The sequence below is a fragment of the Pseudomonas sp. LB3P93 genome (genome assembly GCF_054898025.1).
In genome coordinates, this window is the sequence record NZ_CM142713.1 from 4007716 (window position 1) to 4028662 (window position 20947).

Annotated in this window: 9 protein-coding genes and 2 pseudogenes; 5 read left to right on the top strand and 6 right to left on the bottom strand. The window is 58.5% G+C overall.

All coding sequences use genetic code 11. From position 1 onward, the window contains the following. Nucleotides 1-291: 291 nt before the first annotated feature. The 5 genes and pseudogenes from ACYZT8_RS18225 to ACYZT8_RS18245 form a co-directional block, all read right to left on the bottom strand. A complete protein-coding gene (locus tag ACYZT8_RS18225; RefSeq protein WP_102615852.1) occupies nucleotides 292-654 on the bottom strand; it encodes a DUF5064 family protein in 363 nt (120 codons plus the stop codon). Nucleotides 655-720: 66 nt separating this feature from the next. Further along, nucleotides 721-870: pseudogene (locus ACYZT8_RS18230) on the bottom strand (carbamate kinase); the annotation flags it as partial. 290 nt (nucleotides 871-1160) lie between these two features. Next, nucleotides 1161-2213, bottom strand: coding sequence for an alpha/beta hydrolase family protein (locus tag ACYZT8_RS18235; RefSeq protein ID WP_461982536.1), 1053 nt, complete (start codon nucleotides 2211-2213; stop codon nucleotides 1161-1163). A 205-nt stretch (nucleotides 2214-2418) separates the two neighbouring features. After that, a pseudogene (locus ACYZT8_RS18240) lies at nucleotides 2419-2695 on the bottom strand (hypothetical protein); the annotation flags it as partial. 158 nt (nucleotides 2696-2853) lie between these two features. Further along, nucleotides 2854-3822, bottom strand: coding sequence for a tetratricopeptide repeat protein (locus ACYZT8_RS18245; protein ID WP_461974801.1), 969 nt, complete (start codon nucleotides 3820-3822; stop codon nucleotides 2854-2856). Between the two features lie 517 nt (nucleotides 3823-4339). Between ACYZT8_RS18245 and ACYZT8_RS18250 the strand changes: the two genes are divergently transcribed. The 5 genes from ACYZT8_RS18250 (at nucleotide 4340) to ACYZT8_RS18270 (ending at nucleotide 8000) form a co-directional block, all read left to right on the top strand. Further along, nucleotides 4340-5878, top strand: coding sequence for a cryptochrome/photolyase family protein (locus ACYZT8_RS18250; RefSeq protein WP_461974803.1), 1539 nt, complete (start codon nucleotides 4340-4342; stop codon nucleotides 5876-5878). After that, a complete protein-coding gene (locus tag ACYZT8_RS18255; protein ID WP_461974804.1) occupies nucleotides 5875-6015 on the top strand; it encodes a DUF2256 domain-containing protein in 141 nt (46 codons plus the stop codon). The genes ACYZT8_RS18250 and ACYZT8_RS18255 overlap by 4 nt, the downstream gene beginning before the upstream one ends. Before the next feature lie 467 nt (nucleotides 6016-6482). Then, on the top strand, nucleotides 6483-6827 hold the full coding sequence (locus ACYZT8_RS18260) for a hypothetical protein (protein ID WP_461974806.1): 345 nt from the start codon (nucleotides 6483-6485) through the stop codon (nucleotides 6825-6827). Nucleotides 6828-7135: 308 nt separating this feature from the next. After that, nucleotides 7136-7471, top strand: coding sequence for a hypothetical protein (locus tag ACYZT8_RS18265; protein ID WP_461974808.1), 336 nt, complete (start codon nucleotides 7136-7138; stop codon nucleotides 7469-7471). A 121-nt stretch (nucleotides 7472-7592) separates the two neighbouring features. Beyond that, nucleotides 7593-8000 carry a hypothetical protein gene (locus ACYZT8_RS18270; protein WP_461974809.1) on the top strand — a complete coding sequence of 136 codons (408 nt, stop codon included), beginning with the start codon at nucleotides 7593-7595 and terminating at the stop codon, nucleotides 7998-8000. A 584-nt stretch (nucleotides 8001-8584) separates the two neighbouring features. Here ACYZT8_RS18270 and ACYZT8_RS18275 read toward each other — a convergent pair. Beyond that, nucleotides 8585-20467 carry a peroxidase family protein gene (locus tag ACYZT8_RS18275; protein ID WP_461974811.1) on the bottom strand — a complete coding sequence of 3961 codons (11883 nt, stop codon included), beginning with the start codon at nucleotides 20465-20467 and terminating at the stop codon, nucleotides 8585-8587. Nucleotides 20468-20947 lie beyond the last annotated feature (480 nt).

Sequence of the window (20947 nt, forward strand, 5' to 3'; positions counted from 1 at the left end):
GTCACCCCGACAGGCCGAGATCCTTCCTTAAACACTCTGGCAGCAAGGTGACTTGAGTTCGAGCCTCACCTTCAATGAATTGCTTCATGATTGTCCCGGTTACTTCATAGCGCAGTTGAGCCTGGCAAACGCACTCAACCTCTCAAACCCGCCAGACCAGCAAGCATGAACATAAGCGGACCATTGAGCAGGCGTGACTCGAAACGTCCCGCAAATATGCTGTAGGTAAGGAGGAAGGCGGCAAGCAGGGCTAAGTTCTGATACATCGATGACCTGCTTGTTCAGGGTGGCTTATTCCAGATGCTCTGGTTTGACCGTGTCCCCAGACTTCATATCCAGCTGCACCCGCACGTCTTCGAACATCGCATCGTAGTCCTCGTGCATCGAACCGATGCTACTCAGCGCCTTAGGGATGCCGTACTTCTCCGCGATTTTCGTGACGTTGCTGGCGAAGTTGTAAGCCTGATCCTTTGGCAGGAAGAATGTTTCTTTTAGCTCCTTGCCCTGAATGCTGCCGTGCATCGTAAACAGCATGCCTTTACCTTCCTTGGGATCCTGGCTGACTTCATAGTCGATGCACACGTTGTAACTGACATCATCCTTGTTCAGCGCGTGGCGCTCGAAGTGCATGTGACCGGGCTTGAACGTAGCCATTGTTGTCTCTCCTTCAAAAGGGCATTGAATCAGGACAGACCTCACGCCGGCCCACAGAGTTTCTTTCTATCGCCAGCTAATACCAGGCGTCGCTGTACTGATATGGGTGCCGGCCTTGCCCTGTACGATCGCTTCGATGTCCGAGAGTGAACCTATCACCGCGACCTTGCCAGTATGGCGGGCGAACTCACAGGCGGCCTGGACCTTGGGTCCCATTTTAGTTGGCCGACGGGAATGCACCACGATGGCAAGTCCATTTGTTTACAGTGTTCGATTTGTGGCGAGGGTAACGCGGGGCGTAAAGGAAAAACAATTGGGTCAGCGGTCGCATTCTCGTACCAGGGTAAAAAGTGAAGGTCTGCTTCTGGCCGAAAGCAGCTATTCGAAACCAGCCGCTTCCAACCCAGAGCGCTCCCCCCTGGCCAACCGTTCTGACAGTTTGCGCAGGCGCTGAAACTGCTCCGCCGTTTTTTTTGCTGAGCTACCGCACTTCTCCCACCACGATTCTACAAACGACCTTCTTTGTAGATAGACGACTGAAGAAACTCTGCTATCAGCGATGCAACCTGCTGTTGAATCACCCCACGCGAGCGAGCACCGTCGCCATCCCGGCAAATAATGCCATCGCCTGGCACGTCTTCTTCGAGCATTGCTTCCGCGCCAGGTTTGCACACCGACAAGAAGCTGAAGTGGCTTGCGTCGCTGATTTCGACGTAACGGCTTGATGCCGGAGGCAAACGTTTGGCCAGGTTGGCGGACTCCAACTCAGCAGGGAGTTCGCGCGACGGTACGCCGGCGGCGATCACCAGCGCTGGTATCGGCAGCGCGGCCAAGCTTTCATCGGTCATGCCCCGTGAAAGGCCCAAGTCCAATGTAACCACGGCGGTGACGCGTTTATCGCGCAAATCGGCGGTCAACGCGGCCTTTGATTCTGAGGTGCTTGCAGGGTTTATCTTTTCATAGACGGTGCAACTTGCTAACTGCGGGTGGGCTTTGCAGTCATGGGCGAAGCGGTCTGGATCGAAGCGAGCACCGGCGATTTCCAAGGCGGTCCAGCCGCCGAGTGAATGGCCTACCACTGCAATTCGGTCATTGTCGACCAAGCCGAATTTTTCGGGTTGAGCCATGACGCTATCAATGGCTCGGCGCACATCAACGGGCCGCTGCCATAACTGCGCCGCAGCTTGAGGGCTACGGTCATGAGTGGTGGTGCCAGGGTGGTTGATTGCGGCGACGATGTAACCCCTTTGAGCCAGAGCACTGGCAAGCCAGATCTGGTTGCTCCAGTTACCTCTGTACCCGTGGGAGAGCACCAACAATGGATGTTTGCCAGCAGCGGGCGGCGCGTCACGAACGGCAGACGCCCCGACGAACACCACATCATCGCCAATCATTTGCGTGGCGGCGGTCGTTGCGCTGGGGTACCAGACGACCATCTCCAGTGAGCGGTCATTCTGCGAGTCCGGCAGTGTGGACGATTGGAAGCCGACAGGGTTCTCGTCAGCGAGTGCGAGGGTAGTCAGCCAGCTCAACAACAGGGCGCAGAAAGCTATTTTCAATGTCGTTTCTTCCTTGATTAGACAAGTGCATGGCAGCCTGAACCCGCCGTCAGGCGCATCCATCCTCGTGCGGAGTCGAAGCTAATGTGGCTGCATGTAAGCACGGACATTAAAGTCCATATTCGAACCGCCGCGCATAACTTTATCGTTAGCGCTATTCGCGGTCTTTAATGAGAAGGCTGAGCGGCCGCTTTTGGCTGTGGATTCAACCGGTCGATGCAACAGGCAAAAACAGGTTTGGGTTACCGCTTACTCTCTGATCGCATCTATACACCCCCTGCCGCCGATCCCGATGCAAATCATTACGCGCACTAATCCGCTTATTCCGCGCCTCAGCGAGGTTAAGTGTCGCCAGCAAAATCTGCTCCCCCCTGCTCCGCCGGCCCGGCCAACGGGTAACCGTCGGCATCAACGATCACAGAACCTTGCACCCAACTAACCCCGCGTTCATGCCCATGCCGATCACACGCGGCGATGAATACCCAACCCCTTTTTTCTGCTTTTTTCTGTGATCAACGGTGCAGTCGTTGCCTGATCCGTCCTTATCGCGGGGCAAGTCCGCTCCCACGCTACTCTCGAAGTGTGGACTGTTCGGGAGCCGGCTTGCCAGCGATGAGGTCAGCAATGGCAACACAAGGCTTCAACCAGCAGTTGGCACTAATACGACAGGCACCCGGATGGTCGGAATATCCTCGCCCGCCGGCACCAGGTAGGGATCCTGCATGGGTAGGCCGTCCACTGCCGACACCACGAGACTGTCGATCACCGGATCGCCGCAGCTCTTGACCAGATAGGCCTTGGAACGGGGCTGCCCAGCTGTGAACCGGTAAAGCACGGTGACCGTGAAGGTCTGACCGGATGCCTTAACATGCTGGAACACTGAAGACATCAACAAGCGGTCGCGCTGCTGGCGTACCAATCGTTCGGTCCACAATCGGTTGTATTTCTGCACTTGCCCGGCGTCGAGTTCGAGCCCTCGCGCCAACAGTGGCTGCATCGCCTGCCAAGCTGGGTCGCCATACTTCTGTGTCGCATCAATGTAAAGCTTCAAGGCCCCGGGTACATCGTGCGCACCGCCCTGCCCGTGCTCCATCATCCCACCCAGCGCCACCGCACCAGCTCGTCCCCCCAGGCGGTAGTAATCACGGGCTTTAATCGAATCAGCTGGCTCGCCCACCCCGTCGCGCGCCATGCGCCCGAGTTCGACATAGGCGTAAAGGTCATCCTTTGCCGCTTCGAGATACAGACCGCGGGCCATACCGATGTTCTGAGTGACACCGTTGCCGCTTTCGTAAAACGTGCCGAGCACATGCCGGCACATCGCATTGCCAGCATCGCTGCCCTCCTTGACCATCTCCAGACTAGCGGGTGCAACACTCCTGCTGTAAATGGCTGCACGACAGGCCTTGCTCTGGCTGTCGTCCCGTGTGTAATCGAAGGTGCCAAGCGGCTCGTAACGGTTGCGCCGTTCTTCAAGGTTGAGCTCCATCGGAGTCGGCTTGTGCCGTGCCGCCTTGATGTAGTCGGCGGTGCTCTTGCCCATGTCGTCGATGCTCTGGCAACCGGCCAGGGCGAACATCAGGCCAATCGATGCGAGGTTTCGGGTCATGCTTTATCTGTGTCCATAATGCACGGCGGTAGCTCGTGCGGGTGATCCATGGGTGGCCTGGCGAACGCGTTAGCGCGGTGGGCACAAGGGGCGGATCCTATGTGTCGCGCGCAAAGCTCGCAAATGTTGAGCACTGGCGAATGAGTGACGGTGGACTCCAGAGTTATTCACCCGAGAAGTAACGAGCCGTTCAACTAATGGGCGTTCGAAGTGCAGCTTTTGGGCGTTTTGTGCCCCTTGCAACAGGCAGAAATCGGCCAGAAGCGGACATTACAGGTCGTAAGCGTCCTGGGTTGTTCTGTCAGCGCCGGTGATCCTGATACGTCGCTCTGCGAGCAGCATCCGCACCCAATCAGAAAAAATTGCTGGCGTTTCCCCGCCAAAACCACACAAGAAAATTGTACATTTCCTTATTCTTGTACAAGAATTAGTACCCTCCCTTCTTAAAAAACGTTCTGTGGATCAAATCTACGAAGTCATTGGGCCTTTACGCTCACCATCAACTGGAACCTGCTTGATGAATAGGACTCGCCGATTATGCCTCGTCTTAGGCGACCAATTATCCTTCGACCTCGCCTCTCTGCAGGTGCTAGATAAAGAGAGCGATATGGTGCTCTTGGTCGAGGTGATGGAAGAAGCCAGCCATGTCCTCCATCATCCGCAAAAAATCACTTTTATTTTCAGCGCTATGCGGCACTTCGCCGAAGCTTTGCAGCAGAGGGGAATCAGGGTGCAGTACGTGACGCTCGATGATCCGGAAAATACTGGATCAGTGCCGAGCGAGTTGCACCGCTGGCAGGCACACCTACAGCCGGATGAACTCCACATGACGGAGTGCGGTGACTGGCGTCTGGAGCATTCACTCAGGGACTGTGGCTTGGCTATACAGTGGCATTCCGATAGTCGCTTTCTTTGCACACGTGCCGATTTCTCTAACTGGGCGCAAGGTAAAAAACAGCTACGCATGGAGTTCTTTTATCGAGAGATGCGCCGCAGGAGCAGGTTGTTACTCAATGGTGACGGCAGCCCGATCGGAGGCGCCTGGAACTTTGATGCGGAAAACCGCAAGGCATTGCCCAAGGGAGTCAGGCCTCCTTCGCCAGCCCGTTTTACGCCAGATGCAATCACCCAGGATGTGCTTGCGTTAGTGGCAAAAAACTTCTCCAGTCACTATGGTGTCCTCGACACGTTCGACTATCCGGTAACCCACGCCGAAGCTCAGGCCCTATGGGATTACTTCCTCGACTGGGGCTTGGCGGCCTTCGGCGACTATCAAGACGCCATGGCTAGCGATGAACCCTTTCTGTTCCATGCCCGTATAAGCGCGGCGCTCAATATTGGCTTGCTGGATCTTCGCCAGCTTTGCAGCGATGTGGAGTCTGCGTACTGGTCCGGCAGCATTGCACTCAACGCCGCCGAAGGCTTTATTCGACAACTGATCGGCTGGCGTGAGTATGTCCGAGGCGTCTACTGGCTGAAGATGCCTGACTATGCCCATGGCAATGCCTTCGGTAATACGAGGTCGCTTCCAGAGTTCTACTGGACAGGTGAAACGCAGATGAACTGCATGCGCCAAGCCATCAGCCAGAGCCTTGAGCACGCCTACGCTCACCACATCCAACGGCTGATGGTGACCGGCAATTTCGCACTGCTCGCCGGTATCGCACCGAGTGAAATATGCGAGTGGTATCTGGCTATCTACATGGACGCCTTCGACTGGGTGGAGCTACCCAATACACTGGGCATGGTCATGCACGCCGATGGCGGCTATCTAGGTTCTAAACCCTATTGCGCGAGCGGCCAATACATTAAGCGCATGTCCGACTATTGTCGTGGCTGCGCCTACAAAGTGAGCGAAAGCACCACAGACGATGCCTGCCCTTTCAACGCGCTCTATTGGCACTTCCTAATGCGTCACGGCGACCGCCTGCGCGGCAATCAACGCATGAGCATGATTTATAAAAACCTCGACCGTATGCCTGAATCCAAACAACAGGCGCTTTGGCAGCGCGGCCAGTTGTTGCTCAACAAATTAGACAACGGTGAGACGTTGTGAAAAAAAGTGAGCTACCAGTCAAAACTTGCGCGTGCTGCGGCCTTCTCTTCACATGGCGCAAGAAATGGGCTCGCTGCTGGGAGGAAGTGCGCTACTGCTCGGAACGTTGCCGACGTAGTAAGTCTATTGAACGCTAACTTATAAAACAGACCCTCAAAGGGCCATTTTTACATTTTAATAAAAGGTCAGGTTGCAGTCAGGTCTCAACGTTATTAGTGCCTTGTTCAGCTTTCCGCGCATAGCAGGGGCCCTGATCTCAATAGGTACCAGCTTGCCGAAATTCATTAACCGACAACAGATGCTCCATGGAGTATGCCCTCTATTTGCCCATTGCTGCCCATCGTGAAGGGCGGCAATTGGCCGGTTCCAGCCCTTCGTGAAAGGCAGAAATCGGCCAAAAGCGGTCAGTCGGCGGATGAAATTTGGCTTGTACCAACCCACGATGTTGTATGTAATTCCACGCCAATTCAGTGCATAAAGTGGTTCGCAGGTATGGAAGCCAGTACCCTCACATTTCAAGAGTTGTTTCGTCCGGGCAGCGCCTCAAATGGCTACACCGTGGCCCGAACGATGCTCCTCCGATTTTCTGATAAACGAACGTTCGTTGCTCAATGCTATCGTTATGGCTGCTGGTGGACATTCCGACTTTATGGGTTGTTTCGTTAAGGGCTTTCAAGAGCAAAACAAACAATCTAATTCTCGTCTGCTATTACGCGAGCCCGCTGAAACAGAAAGCGGTCGGATACTCCTTTACATCTGCCCCGAGTGCGGTGACATCGGGTGTGGCGCCTACGCAGTATCTGTTCGCCAAAACGATGACTGTTTCACGTGGGATTCCTTTGCTTACGAGAACGGCTATGAAGAACCTCAAATCATTGAAGGAGTCGGCCCCTTCACATTTGAGAAGCATGCCTATGAGGCAGCTATCAACGATGCGGCTGCTTTCTAGAAAGTAATTCAACCTGCGCTGCTAAAGCAGGCCGATTGTGTCCGTCGACCGTCGCTTTTGGTCGATTTCGGTCAGTCGTGATGGGCAGAAATCGGCCAGAAGCACTCATTCAGCATCGGATTTTTGCCAGCCTGCTGGGAGCGATTTCGGCTGGTGTGACATTACGCCCCCAGAAGATCCTCTTTTAGTGGAAAACAGAGACGTCCCCTCACCGTCCCTCAGGCCCAATGATAGAATCTTGTTTTGAAAAAGGAGTTTCATCTGTGGAGGCTGAAAAAAAGAGTTGCCCCTACTGCGCGGAAGTCATCATGGCTGAAGCCATTTTATGCAAGTACTGTCAATCCGACCTCAGGCAGAAAATACGGATCCCACCTGGGGGGCCACTATCGTCAGAAAAGAGAATGGGCCCTGTCAGCAAGGTTCTCGTTGGAATCATTGTTGCCTTCACCTTGTACTTGGCTTTCAGCTTTTATGTCAGTGACACGCCAGAAGACAAGGAAAGAATGCAGGCCCAAGATGCCGTCGAACTATGCCGCCAGGAAGTAGACAGCTACTCCGGCCCGGCGGTCGGTAAAAGCGTAATCGCAGAAATTTGTCGAAAGCTGGAGGACGAATTCCGCAAGAGTTTTGGCCGCGCACCATAGGAAAAGCCGATTACGAAGCCCGCCACGGAGCGGGGCTTTCTTTGCCTTTGGCAGCCATCAGCTGCCCACAGAAACACACTCAACGTATCCTGCTGAAAAACAAGATTGAAAAGGATTTCGAATGAAAACTGATTGGCAACAAATTCGAGAAATGATGAACACTGTTATCGATAGCTGTGAGCAGATCGAATCGGCAGGATTCAATGAGGAACATCGCTCCGCGACAGTGAAAATCAAAGGCGTCGATTACACTGTTCAGGAGTTTTTAATCAGTGCCTGGACGCTCCCGGAGAACATTCGCTACCAAATCATTCGTGAGCGTCATGAAGCTGGAAATGACCTTCCCTACGTTCCCGAAGCAGCCCGCATTCTTGTCTCAATGGCACAGGCTTGTGCGGAATTGGTCGGAGCAGCCGACACGGCACCAGCTCAGAAAGCTATCGCAGGAATGAATCGTTGGTACAAGGCCTACGCTGTACCGCATATGACTGCAGCCATCGGGCTGGCAAAAAAACGATCTGACGCTTAGATTCACGAGCAATCACCTGGCGCAGACGGATCTGTCATCTCTGGTTTGAACGTCTCCTTTGGGTCGTTTGTTGCCCTTCGTGATCCACAGCAATCATGCAGAAGAGCTCTGTTCCGGCTTGGCCGCTCCCGCCATGTTTGCAGACATGGATTTGTCTTGCCCCTTCCTTACCACGCCATCCGGGAAAACCTAAGTAGCCGGCGCGCCCAAGGGCGCCCTGCGCACAGCTACCATCAAAATGCAGGCGCACAGCCTGACTGATAGAAGCGTCGTACCTCTCAGGTTATCCACCGCTGCTAAACCCGATCACTGATGAGCAGTGACACGGATCAAGTTACCGAGCGGCCCAAAAGCGTACAAGCCGGCGGATTCTGGTGCAGTCGTAGGCGTAACCTTGAGGGCGTTCAAACACGAACCCTCAAGAGTTGAATAAGCTGACGCGTGCTTCCTACAAGCAGTGAAAACTTCCAGGAAGCGGAGTTACTCCGCGTACGGAAAGATCTCAGATGGTTGATAAAAAAGGGAGGGCATCCATTGCCCTCCCTCCTCTGTACACGCTCCCTGCGCTAATACTGATCAGGACCTCAAGTAGCCAGAATGAAGTCTGTGGCAGTGATTGTTGTTGCGTCGCCCACACCTATCAAGCGGATGGACTCAGCTCCTGCGGAGCTGATCAAGGTATCCGCACCGACATCGGTGATGATGACGGTGGCGGCAAAGGTCGCAGCTGTGACGCCGAACGCGGAAATATCGAGCAGGTCCTGGCCTCCCGCCGCGTTGGCATCGAAGTTGAAGATCTGATCGGCCCCGAAGCCCGCTGCGAACAGGAAGACATCGTTGCCATTGCCGGCATCCATGAGGTCGTTGCCGGCCCCACCCGTGACCGTATCGTTGCCAGCACCGCCATCGATAGAGTCACTGCCGATGCCACCCAACAAGGTGTCGTTACCGATACCACCGAGCAGCGTGTCGTTGCCATCGCCCCCCTGAAGCAGGTCGGTGCCGATACCGCCATCCAGAACGTCATTGCCAAGCCCGCCCAGCAGCGTGTCGTCGCCTATGCCACCATCCAATGTATCGGTCCCGTCACCGCCGTCGAGGCTGTCATTGCCAGTACCGCCGTTCAGGATATCGGTGCCAATGCCACCCAGCAGTTGGTCGTTACCGGCGTCGCCATTGAGCGTGTCGTTACCGGCGTTGCCAGTGAGGATGTCATCGCCGCCTTCACCACTGAGGGTGTCATTACCTGCCCCACCGGTGATGACGTTGTTCGACACGTTGCCGTTGCCGATGAAGTTGCCGACTCCGGTAAAGGTCAGGTTCTCGACGTTGGCGCTGAGTGTGTAGCTGGCCAGCGACGTCTGCACGGTATCCGTACCGCCACCCGCCGCCTCGACCACCGCGTCCGCGGCCACATCGACGATGTAGGTGTCGTTGCCGGCGCCCCCCACCAACTGGTCAGCGCCCGCACCGCCATTGAGGACGTCGTTGCCGCCCCCGCCGGTGAGGGTGTTGGCCAGCGCATTACCGGTACCGATGAAGTTACCGACCCCGGTGAAGGCCAGGTTCTCGACGTTGGCACCCAGCAGGTAGCTGGCCAGACTGGTTTGCACCAGGTCGGTACCGCCACCCGCCGCCTCGGTGACGGTGTCACCGACGTTGTCGACCACAAACGTGTCGTTGCCGACACCGCCGTTCATGACATCCACGCCGAGCCCGCCGTTGAGGACGTCGTTGCCATCCCCGCCATTGAGGATGTCGTTACCAGCCCCGCCGGTGAGGGTGTTGGCCAGGGCATTACCGGTACCGGTGAAGTTGCCGACGCCGGTAAAGGTCAGGTTTTCGAGGTTGGCACCCAGAGTGTAGCTGGCCAGGGTCGTCTGTACGGTATCCGTACCGCCACCCGCCGCTTCAACCACCACGTCCGCTGCATCGATGACGTAGGTATCGTTGCCGGCTCCCCCAATCAACTGGTCTGCACCCGCACCGCCATTGAGGACGTCGTTGCCGACCCCGCCGGTGATGGTGTTGGCCAGCGCATTACCGGTACCGGTGAAGTTACCGGCACCGGTGTAGGTCAGGTTCTCGACGTTGGCAGCGAGCAGGTAGCTGGCCAGACTGGTTTGCACCAGATCGGTACCGCCACCCACCGCCTCGGTGACAGTGTCACCCACGTTGTCGACCACAAAGTTGTCGTTGCCGGCACCGCCGTTCATGGCATCCGCGCCGAGCCCACCGTTGAGGATGTCGTTGCCGTCCCCGCCACTGAGGACGTCGTTACCGACCCCGCCGGTGATGGTGTTGTCCAGCGCATTACCGGTACCGGTGAAGTTACCGGCTCCGGTGTAGGTCAGGTTTTCGACGTTGGCACCGAGCACGTAGCTGGCCAGACTGGTTTGCACCAGATCGGTACCGCCACCCACCGCCTCGGTGACGGTGTCACCAACGTTGTCGACCACAAAGGTGTCGTTGCCGGTACCGCCGTTCATGGCATCCGCGCCAAGCCCGCCGTTGAGGATGTCGTTGCCGTCCCCACCACTGAGGACGTCGTTACCGACACCGCCAGTGATGCTGTTGGCCAGCGCATTACCGGTACCGGTGAAGTTACCGGCACCGGTATAGGCCAGGTTCTCGACGTTGGCACCGAGCAGGTAGCTCGCCAGACTGGTTTGCACCAGATCGGTACCGCCACCCGCCGCCTCGGTGACGGTGTCACCGACGTTGTCGACCACAAAGGTGTCGTTGCCGGCACCGCCGTTCATGGCATCCGCGCCGAGCCCGCCGTTGAGGGTGTCGTTGCCGTCTTCGCCATTGAGGATGTCGTTGTCGTCTCCGCCGTTGAGAATGTCGTTGCCAGTGCCGCCCAACAACAGGTCAGAACCCGCCAGGCCATTGAGCGTATCGTTCCCGCCCAGGCCATTCAGCACATCGTCGCCCGTGCCGCCCGTGAGGGTGTTCGCCCCAGCGTCCCCCGTAAGCACCACGCCAGGCGGTACCACCGCCGTCGCCGCAGAGGTCACCGTCTCCAGCGTGCCGAAGCCATCGGTGTAGCTCACGATCACCCGCAGTTGCAGATTGCCCTGCGCCCCACCAGGGGTGAAGGTCGCAGCGGTCGCGCCGTTAATGTCGGTGAAGGAAGTGCCGGTACCTTGCTGCCATTGGTAGCTGAAGGTGCCCAGCCCATCCACATCGGCAATCCCGGCCGTCAGCGCGGTCAGCACCTGCCCTTGTTCCGGTGTCGTGTCGCTGATCAGCAACGCGCCTGTCGGTGCATCGTTGACGTTGGCCACCGGGTCCGAAGGGTCGGACGCCACGCTTTCGGCCACACCGAAGTCATCCACGTAACTGACCACCACGCGCACCTGATCGCCGACCTGATCCTGAGTCAGCGTGAAGGTGCTCCCGGTGGCGCCGACGATGTTGACGAAGCTCACCCCATTGGTCGCCTGCCACTGGTAGGTGAACTGCGGATTGCTGAGACCATCAAGGTCGATGATGCTCGACGGGTCAGCGGTCAACACTTGGTTCTGCACCAAAAGTCCGTTGACGGCCGGCCCTGCGGTCGGTGTGCTGTTCCCCGACGAGTCGACGATCTCCAGCGTGCCCTTGGCATCCTGATACACCGCCCGGACGCGGATGTTCAGGCCCGCCACATCGTCCGCCACCCGGTAGGTGGTGCCGGTCACCCGCGAAGCTTCGCCGGCGGCGATAACGGTGATGTCTTCATAGATGCCCGTGCCAGGGATGTTTTCCACCTGCCAGTAGTAAGCCACCGCACCGGTTACCGCGCCGGTTGGATTGACCCCACTTACGCTGTCCGCATCGTGTACCGCTCGATTACTGACGCGCAGCAACTGGCCGGCCACAGGCGTATCGTCACGCAGACCGGTAGCATCATCGAGGATCGCCAGATGACCCGATGGGCCCTCGTTCAAGGCGGTGCCAACGCCGGAAGACTGCGCCAGGTCAGAGAACTGCAGACGCTCGATGCCTGTCAGGCGATCGACACCGTCACGCCCCGCCACCAGGTCGGTCACGATGACAGTATTGCCCTGGACCTCGACGAGGTATTCCGTCGAATTACCGGAGAACAATGCGGTGTCGAAGCGGTCATTGCCGGTCAGAATCTCCCGCTTGATGATCAACTGACCCGGGTTGTAAGTACCGTTGAGCATGAACGGCACCAGCGGTTCCATGCTGTCGAACGTGGCGATTTCCGGGCCGGTGCCATCAATGTTTGCCCGCACGCTGATGCGTACGTTCAGCCACTTGTCACCATCGATGATGTCGTCACCACCGCGGCCTTCGATAAGGTCGCTGCCGCTGCCACCGAGGATGATGTTGCCGCCGTCGAAGAACGTCGCTCCGGCCGGCAGCACATCCGCCAGGCCGTCGATCAGATTGATGTTGGTCAGCACACTGCCGGTCGCTCCTGCGCTGGGTAGCGAAGTTGCGTCTTCGTTATCACCGCGCAGAAAGTCACCGTGCGCCGAACCCGACAGCCCTTCCATAATGTCGAAACGCACGAGCGCCGAGGCACCCGAGCCCGGCACCGGAGGTACATCGAAAAAGCGGTCGGTGAAATCGATGGACACGCCTTGGGCGAGGTCCTTGAAGGTCGCCCAGTCAAAGCCCGAGCCGCCGATATAGCGGTCCCCGAAGCCGAGACTGCCGACCATGATATCGTCGCCGCCTTCGCCGTTGAACTTGTCGTTTTCGCCAGCGCCGATGAACACGTCGTGGCCGACTATAGGATCGTTGCCGAGCGGGTCGAAATTGTCGCCAGGTGCACCGTCCGAGGTGCCCTTCTCGATCCAGTCGTCGCCTTCGTTACCCATGTCTTGTTCGTTGGCTTTACTGCCCAGAATGAAGTCGTTGCCGTGGCCACCAATGGCCTCGGAGGCGTCTTCACCGGTGACGATGAAGTCATTGCCGAACCCGCCAATGATCAGGTTGACGCCGTTGCCACCGTGCAGCACGTCGTTGCCGTCGCCACCCTGAATGTTATCGTCGCCACCGCGGTCGGTGATGATGTCGTCGCCGGCGCCACCGCGCAGTTGGTCATTGCCGTCACCGCCTTCGATGCGGTCGTTGCCGCCGTCACCCCATACGGTGTCATCGCCTTCACTCGCTATGAGGATGTCTGCACTGTTGGTACCGCCCAGCACGATGTGCTCGTCACCGGTGTACTTGATGTAATTGGTGTCCGTCCCTGCGGTCAGCGGGTTGTCGCGGAACACCACCTGCTCGCCGTTCTCGCCAAGTGGATCGGCGTTGCCCAGGCCATCGTTGTACTGCTTGCTCTGGTCCCTTTCCAGATAGAACCCCGGGTCCGAGAACACCAGGCCTGGCAAGTGCGTGGCCGAGGTGTTGGCCATGATCAGCTTGGCGAACGAGTTGCTTTCCAGTTCGGCGTTCATCGACAGGCCAGCGGTACGCTCCAGGTAGTAGAAGCGGTCACCGTCCTGCAGTTTTTCCAGCTGGTTCTCGAACACGAAATTGAAGGTTGAGCCGAGCATGCCGCCGAACGGTGTTTTCTCTTCGGCCAGGCCGCCGATCCAAAGATCGATGGCGTCGACACCCGTGATCGTCACACCCTTCAGATCGTCGGCAGTACCCAGCACCCCGTCCTTGCCAGCCCGCGTCACGTTGGCCCAAGTGCCAGTGCCGTTGAGGAAGTCCAGGCGATCGGATGGTTCGTTAACACCCCCATCGCCAAATACCAGCAACATCGCCGCGGCGCGTTTGGCTTCCAGCGTGGTCGCCGCCGTGATCGTGCCATGCGTGCCATAGGCCGCGATGAAGTTGATCAACGACTCCGGATGTTTGAGGTGTTGGACCAGGTCGACCCAGCTGGTGTACGGCTTGAGTTGGGTATCACCGGTCTGGCTGTAGATGTCGCGGCGGATTGCGTTGAGCGAGGGGATCCCCACGTCACGGCCACGGGCGATGTTGATCGCCGGCAGGTCGAGCGGCAGGCCAAGCAGGTTACTGCGTAGCGCCTCGGTAACGAACTCGTCGATTTCGTTACCGGCTTGCCGGGTCACCCCGCGAATGATCGCACTGGTCGCATCCTCTGGCGTCACGCCACTGGCGGCGTACGCCAACGGGTTGAGGAACGCCGCGATCAAGCCGAGCTGCTGATCGGGATCAGCGCTGTTCGGATCGCCCACCACGTTGAAATTGCCGTCGTAGCGATCGACGGTCTCGGTCAGCATCGAGTGGCCAAACCGGTACACGGTGTGAGCGAACTCGGCAACGATCGAGGCATCGAGGTCGACGTCATAGACTTGGGTCGGTGCGAAGAACAGGTCGACTCGGGGGTTGATGGTCCGTGCAAACTCCTCGAACACCAGGTGCTGATACTGCATCTCGGTGCCGAACTTGGCCGCCTGGAACAAGCGCTCGCCATTCCACACCAGTGCATCGATCTCGGCCTGGTTGGCGGGCAACCCGCTTACCGGAGTCAGCAGCCACTCGTTGAGGAAGGCCAGGTCAGCCGAGTCGAGGACGGTGTCCATCGTCTGCGCAACCAGCCGATTGTGCTCGGCGTGGAAGATCGCATGCACCGCGGTCAGGCCGATGTTCTCGTTGACCCTGCCATCGCCAGCGATGTAGTGCGCATCCAGCAGTTCGTTGTCGTAAGCCAGGTTGGCCCCGGTCTGCGGATTGACCGGCACTGCGTTGCCTATGTTGGAATCCGCGTCAGGCACGAGCACGCCACCGCTGAACACCGGCGCTGCATTGTGGGCAATGTCGGCGAGGAACTGGTGACCGGTGCGCACCGCATTGGTCAGGTCGACGGGAGCAAGCGGATTGCCTTCGACCAGAACGTCATCAGCCGTGCCGCCAAGACCATCAGCCCCTTTCATCACGACCATCGGGAAGCCGTTCGGCCCCTTGATGAAATTGCCATAGTCGTCGGTCGCCAACAGCGGCGAGTTACCGACGTCGGCATCGGTCAGGCGGATACCCAGGATGTCATTGGCCTGCGCCTTGACCACCTTCCAGGTCGCCATGCCTCCGATTTCGGTGTCGTCTGCGGTGCCAAACTTGCCATCCGCCCCCAGATCACGGTTAGTGATCAGCCTGCCGGTCGCGATGGGACCGTCACCGGTCATCTCATAACCGCGCAGGAACACCTGGTGCGAGGGGTGCGAGCTGTAGGTCTGGTTCTGGTCCACAAACGGTGAGGTGGTATTAGTGTGCTCACGGACATCGTCGGCCGTGCCGAGCACGCCATCCGCCCCTGGCTGGTTGGTCGCGCGGGTCAGCACCATGAAATTGGTGTGGCCGCCTGGTACATACAGCGGATCATCCGGTTGCAGCGGAATGTAGACGGTGCCCGAACCACCCTTGGTGAGCAGGTCCAGACCATGGTCGAAGAACTGCCCGAAGAAGGTCATCCAGGCATTGAACGGCGCGGACAACCCCGCATCCGCGGTGGTGTTCTCGAACAGATACACATCGTGGTCGTCGCCCGTACCGAACTGACCATCCATGCCGGGGCTGGCGACGATCCGTACGCCATCCTTGAGCACGTCATCGTTACCGCTACCCGCTACGCCGAAGTCGAGATGACCGTTCGCCCCCGGGTCGTAAGCCGTGGCATACGCCGCCGGGTTGTTCGACGTCTGGTCGACGATCAGATTACTGATGGTGCGCGGCTGCGAGTCAAACACAGCCCCGCTGGTTTGCTGATAGGACGATCCCGGGATGGCCGGCGAGCCGGGGCCGAAGAATCCGGCAGGAGCACCTTCGGCCGGATTGAAGACCGGATCGGTCAGCCGCGGAAAGACGTTATCGGCAGCACCATATTGGGTGTTGTTGATGCCATTGAGGTTCATCAGGTTGTTGTTCGATCCATCGACCGCACGCAAGCCCAAGGGTGCGCGGATATTCGGGATCAACGAGAGGATGTCCTGACCGGCCGCGTCAGCCTCGGCAATCTTGATCTGATCAAGAATGAAGTTGAGGTCGGAGCGGACCATGTGAAGGCCCTCGCCGCCCTCGGTGGCATTGACGACGGGTGTCGGGGCCGTCGGCACAACAGGCGCGCCGGGAGCCACCACGGCTGTCGGTTGCGAGAACACCACTTCAGTGGTGCCATGACCATCCTGGTAGATTGCCTTGACCCGCAACGACAACCCGGCGAGATCAGGAGAGACCTTGAACGAGGTGCCGTCGGCACTCTGGAACGCCAGGTCACCGGCAGGTAGCAGGATGATGTCCTCGAACACGCCAGTGCCTGGATCGGCCTCGAACTGCCAGTAGTAGGACACCGAGGAGTTGTTCAGAGTCCCCCCGACGTTGTTGGCATCGGTCACCCCGGCCACGTTGACGGTCAGCATGTCGCCCACCGTAATCGCCCCGCCGTTTCCATCGGCGATGGTCGGTCTGCCAACCGGTTGAGCATTGAGCCCCGTCACCAGTTCTCGCTGGTTGTCGGCGAACTGCAGGCGTTCGATATGCATCAGGGTATCGGTGCCGTCGCGCCCCACCACGGTATCCGTCACCGTCCAGACATCGTCCGCCACATTGGCCGTGCCGCGAGTGTCTTGAGTCACCGTGTACTCAGACTCAAGCCCGGAGAAAATCGCGGTGTCGAAGGCTGCCCCGCCCGTCGAGGTACCGGGCAGGATTTCCCGCACGGCCTTGAGCTGACCCGGGTTATAGGTGCCATCGAGCATGAACGGAATCATATCGACCATGCTGTCGAAGCTGGCAATCTCGGGACCGGTATGGTTGACGTCACCTGGGCTATAAACCGCAATCCTGACGTTGAGCCATTTGTCGCCGTCGATCAGGTCATCGCCCCCGCGACCTTCGATCAGGTCACTGCCATTGCCACCCAGAATGATGTTGCCAGTGGCAAAGCCTGTGGTCGGCAGACCGGCATCGGCCAGGAACTGCGCCAGTCCGCGGATCAACGCGACATTGGTCAGTGCACTGCCGGTAGCACCACCGTGGTCGAGGATAGTGGCCGCATCGACATTATCGCCTTTGAGCACATCGCCGAACTTCGAACCGGACAAACCTTCGACCTCGGCAAACCGGTCGAGGATCGAGGCCGGCGATGCGCCGACCGGATTGAACGGCCCGTTATTCTGGTTTGGCGCGTTGCCGTGTGGCTGCGCCAGCGCGGCCATGGTCAGGTCAACGGTCACGCCGACCCTGTCATTTTTGTGGGTCACCCAGTCGAAACCGGACATGCCGTCCATATTGTCCTGGGCATCGCTGCCGACAAAGATGTCATCGCCACCCTCGCCGATCATTTCGTCGAAGCCACCACCCCCTATAAAGATGTCGTTGCCGATCGTATCGTCATTGAGCAACGGCGAGGCGTTATCACCAGGCGCACCGTCCTGCGTGCCCTTCTCGATCCAGTCATCGCCTTCGTTGCCGGTGGCTGGCAGGTTGGTCTTGGCACCAAGGATGAAATCGTCACCCTGGCCGCCGAAGGTGGTGCTGACGTCTTCGGTGGTGATGATGAAGTCCTGACCATCGCCACCCAGGATCAGATTGCCCCCAGCCAGCATGCTACCGGCCACGATCACATCGTTACCGGCGTTGCCTTCCAGACGGTTGTCGCCAAACGAGTCGGTAATGATGTCATCGCCCGCGCCACCCAGTACCGCATCGTTGCCGGCACCGCCTTCGAGGCGATCGTTGCCGCCGTCGCCGTAAAGGGTGTCATCGCCGTCACCGGAAATGATGATGTCGTTACCAGCGGTGCCGCCCAGGACCACATGGTCTTCACCGTTGTACTGCAGATAATTGTTGTCTGCACCCGGGGTGTCGGGGTTGTCGCGGATCACCAGCTTCACGATTTCCACGCCGTTGATCATGAGGCCGCCTGTCGGGTCGGCTTTGCCATCCGAGCCCAGGCCAGTGAACTGATTGGCCTGATTCACTTCGAGGGTGAACGTCGGCGTCAGGAACACGGTGTTCGACAGGTGGGAGACATCGCTGTTGAGCATGATCAGCTTGGCAAAGGAGTTGTTTTCCAACTCGGTGCCGAAGTTCAGGCCTGCGACGCGCGACAGATAGTAGAAGCGGTCGCCGTTCTGCAACGCCTCCATTTGAGTTTCAAACACAAAGTTGAAGGTTGAGCCGAGCATCCCGCCAAACGGCATTTTCTGCTCGGCGAGGCCACCGACCCAGAAGTCGATGTCGTCCACACCGGTGGTGGTCACACCGTTGACCATGGCGTAGATACCCGAACTGTTAAGAAAGTCCAGGCGATCCGCTGTAGTGGCGGTAAAGGTACGCTCATTGATAGTGCCGGCGTTGATCACCGCGCTGCCGCCAAACACCAGGGCCGCGGCGATCGCACGCATCTCGACCAGCGTATCCACATCGGCTGCATTCAATGCCCCATGGGTGCCGAAGGCCGCAATGAAGTTGACCAGTGATTCGGGATGCTTGAGGTTGTCGGCCAGGTCGGCCCAGCTGATGTACGGCTTGAGCTGGCTGTCACCCGTCGTCTGGTAGAACTCACGCCGCGCCTCGTTCAATGTGGGGATGCCAGTGTCGCGACCACGCGCCAGGTTCAGGGCCGGCAAATCGAGCGGCAGCCCCAGCAGGTTGTTGCGCAACGCTTCGGTGACGAACTCGTCGATCTCGTTGCCCAACTGACGGGTCACACCGCGAATGATCGCCCCTGCCGCTTCGTCCGCAGTCGCTCCGCTGCCGGCGAACGCCAGCGGGTTAAGGAAGGCCGCGATCAGACCCATTTGCGAGTCCGGGTTGTTCGGGTCAGTGAGCAGCGGATTGAACTCGGGGTCGAAGCGATCGACCGTCTCGGTCAACATCGAGTGACCGAAGCGGTACACCACGTGGGCGAACTCGGCGAGGATGGCAGGGTTGATCGAGGTGTCATAACCGTTGGGTGCGAGGAATTCATCGATCTGCGGCTGAATGGTCCGCGCGAACTCCTCAAACACCAGGTGCTGGTACTGCATCTCGGTGCCGAACTTGGCGGCCTGGAACAGGCGTTCGCCGTCCCACACCAATGCTGCGATTTCGGCGAGCGTAGCCGGCATCGCGGCGACGTCGTCCACCAACCACTCATTGAGGAACGCCAGATCGCCCGCGGCCAATATGGTCTGCTTGGATTGCTGAACCAGGCGGTTGTGCTCGGAATGGAACACATGGTGCACGGCGGTCAGGCCGATGTTCTCGTTCACCCGGCCATCACCGGCAATGTAGTGAGCATCGAGCAGTTCGTTGTCATAGGTCAGGTTGTTGCCGCCCGCGCCAGCGGGCTGCGCATTGCCGACATCGGTGTCGGTATCAGCCTGCAGAACCCCACCGACCACGACCGGCGCGGCATTGTGGGCGATGTCGTCGAGGAAGCCATGCCCGGTGCTCACGGCGCTGGCCAGACTGATCGGCGCATCCCGGTTGCCTTCGACCAGTTGAGTGACGTCATCAGCCGTCCCGGCAATACCGTCGTCACCGTTGCTGACGCGCATCACCACCTGCGGCATGCCGCTCGCCCCCCGAATGAAATTGCCATACGCATCGGTTGCCAGCAGCGGTACGTTGTGCACATCGGCGTCGGTGAGGTTGATGCCGAGAATGTCACGGGCCTGGGCTTTCACCACTGCCCATGTCGCCATGCCGCCACTCTCGCCGTTGCCATCATCGGCCGTGCCGAACTTGCCATCGGCGCCGAGATCGCGGTTGGTAATCAAGCGTCCCGTTGCAACAGGGTCACCTGCCGCGTTCAGGACGTACTCGCGCAGGAACACCTGGTGGGACGGGTGCGAGCTGTAGGTCTGGCTCTGGTCCACAAATGGCGAGGTGGTATTGAGCTGGCTATCATCGGCCGTGCCGACGATGCCGTCCGCGCCGGCGGTACGCACCGCGCGCGACAGCACCATGAAGTTGGTCGGGCTGCCCGGTACAAACAACGGATCATCCGGTTGCAGCGGAATAAAAACGATATCGGTACTGCTCTTGGTGACCAGGTCCAGGCCGTGGTCGAAAAACTGGCCGAAGAACGTCATCCACGAGTTGAAGCCGGCGGTCAGGCCGACGTCAGGCGACTGGTTGGGAATGAAGAACACTTCCTTGTCGTCGGCGGTGCCGAACACGCCGTCCAGGCCGGGGCTGATCACCGGGTCGGCGCCGCCGTTCGCCGCAACCGCGGCAGGGTTGTTGGCGGTCTGGTCGTTGATCAGGTTACTGATAATCCGCGGCTGCGGGTCAACCACATTCCCGGTCCCGGCATAGGCCGCTCTATAAGAAGCGTCCAGCAGGCGCAGGAAGGAATTGTCCGCGGCGCCAAATTCAGTTTGCCCGGCGACCAGGTTGTTGTAGCTGCCATCGACGGTTCGCAGGCCGAATGGGACCTGCGTGTTGGGTAGCAAATCACTGAGGCTGGTACCGGCCGCATGCGCTTCTGCGATGAAGATTTGCTTGAGGATGAATTCCAGGTCCGACTTGTTGAAATTGGCCATTTCGATTGCCCTCGATCTATATGGGAAAGGCTCGGGACGAACAAATCCTCCCGCGCCAAGTCACGTGCTGGCTTGCGCAGTTCTTTTTTTCAGTATTTGGCGAGAGCAGGCCTGGGGCAGGCAAAACCGTCCCCTGCGCCGGTGAATGCGCGCCTGGAATTCGCTGGATGAATGGCTCGCTGAGCGATCAGGCAGAGCGATTCCGGGCCGCTGGTGGGCCATGGAATCGGGAAGTCGAAGCGAACTTCCTGAATAACTCCGTCACGGTGCTACAGAACGAAATGATCGACATGTCTTGCTCCTTCAGGAACACCGTGCCTTGCACTTTCGAAGCGATGGCAGGCTTCAGACGGGCGCCCTTGCACATGACTAAAGTTGCATAGCCATGCGCTGTCAATATTACGACGCAAAAAACGACGATTGGCATTTGAAATGCCAACTTACTGTTCCTTAAGGAGATATAGATATTTATAACAACTG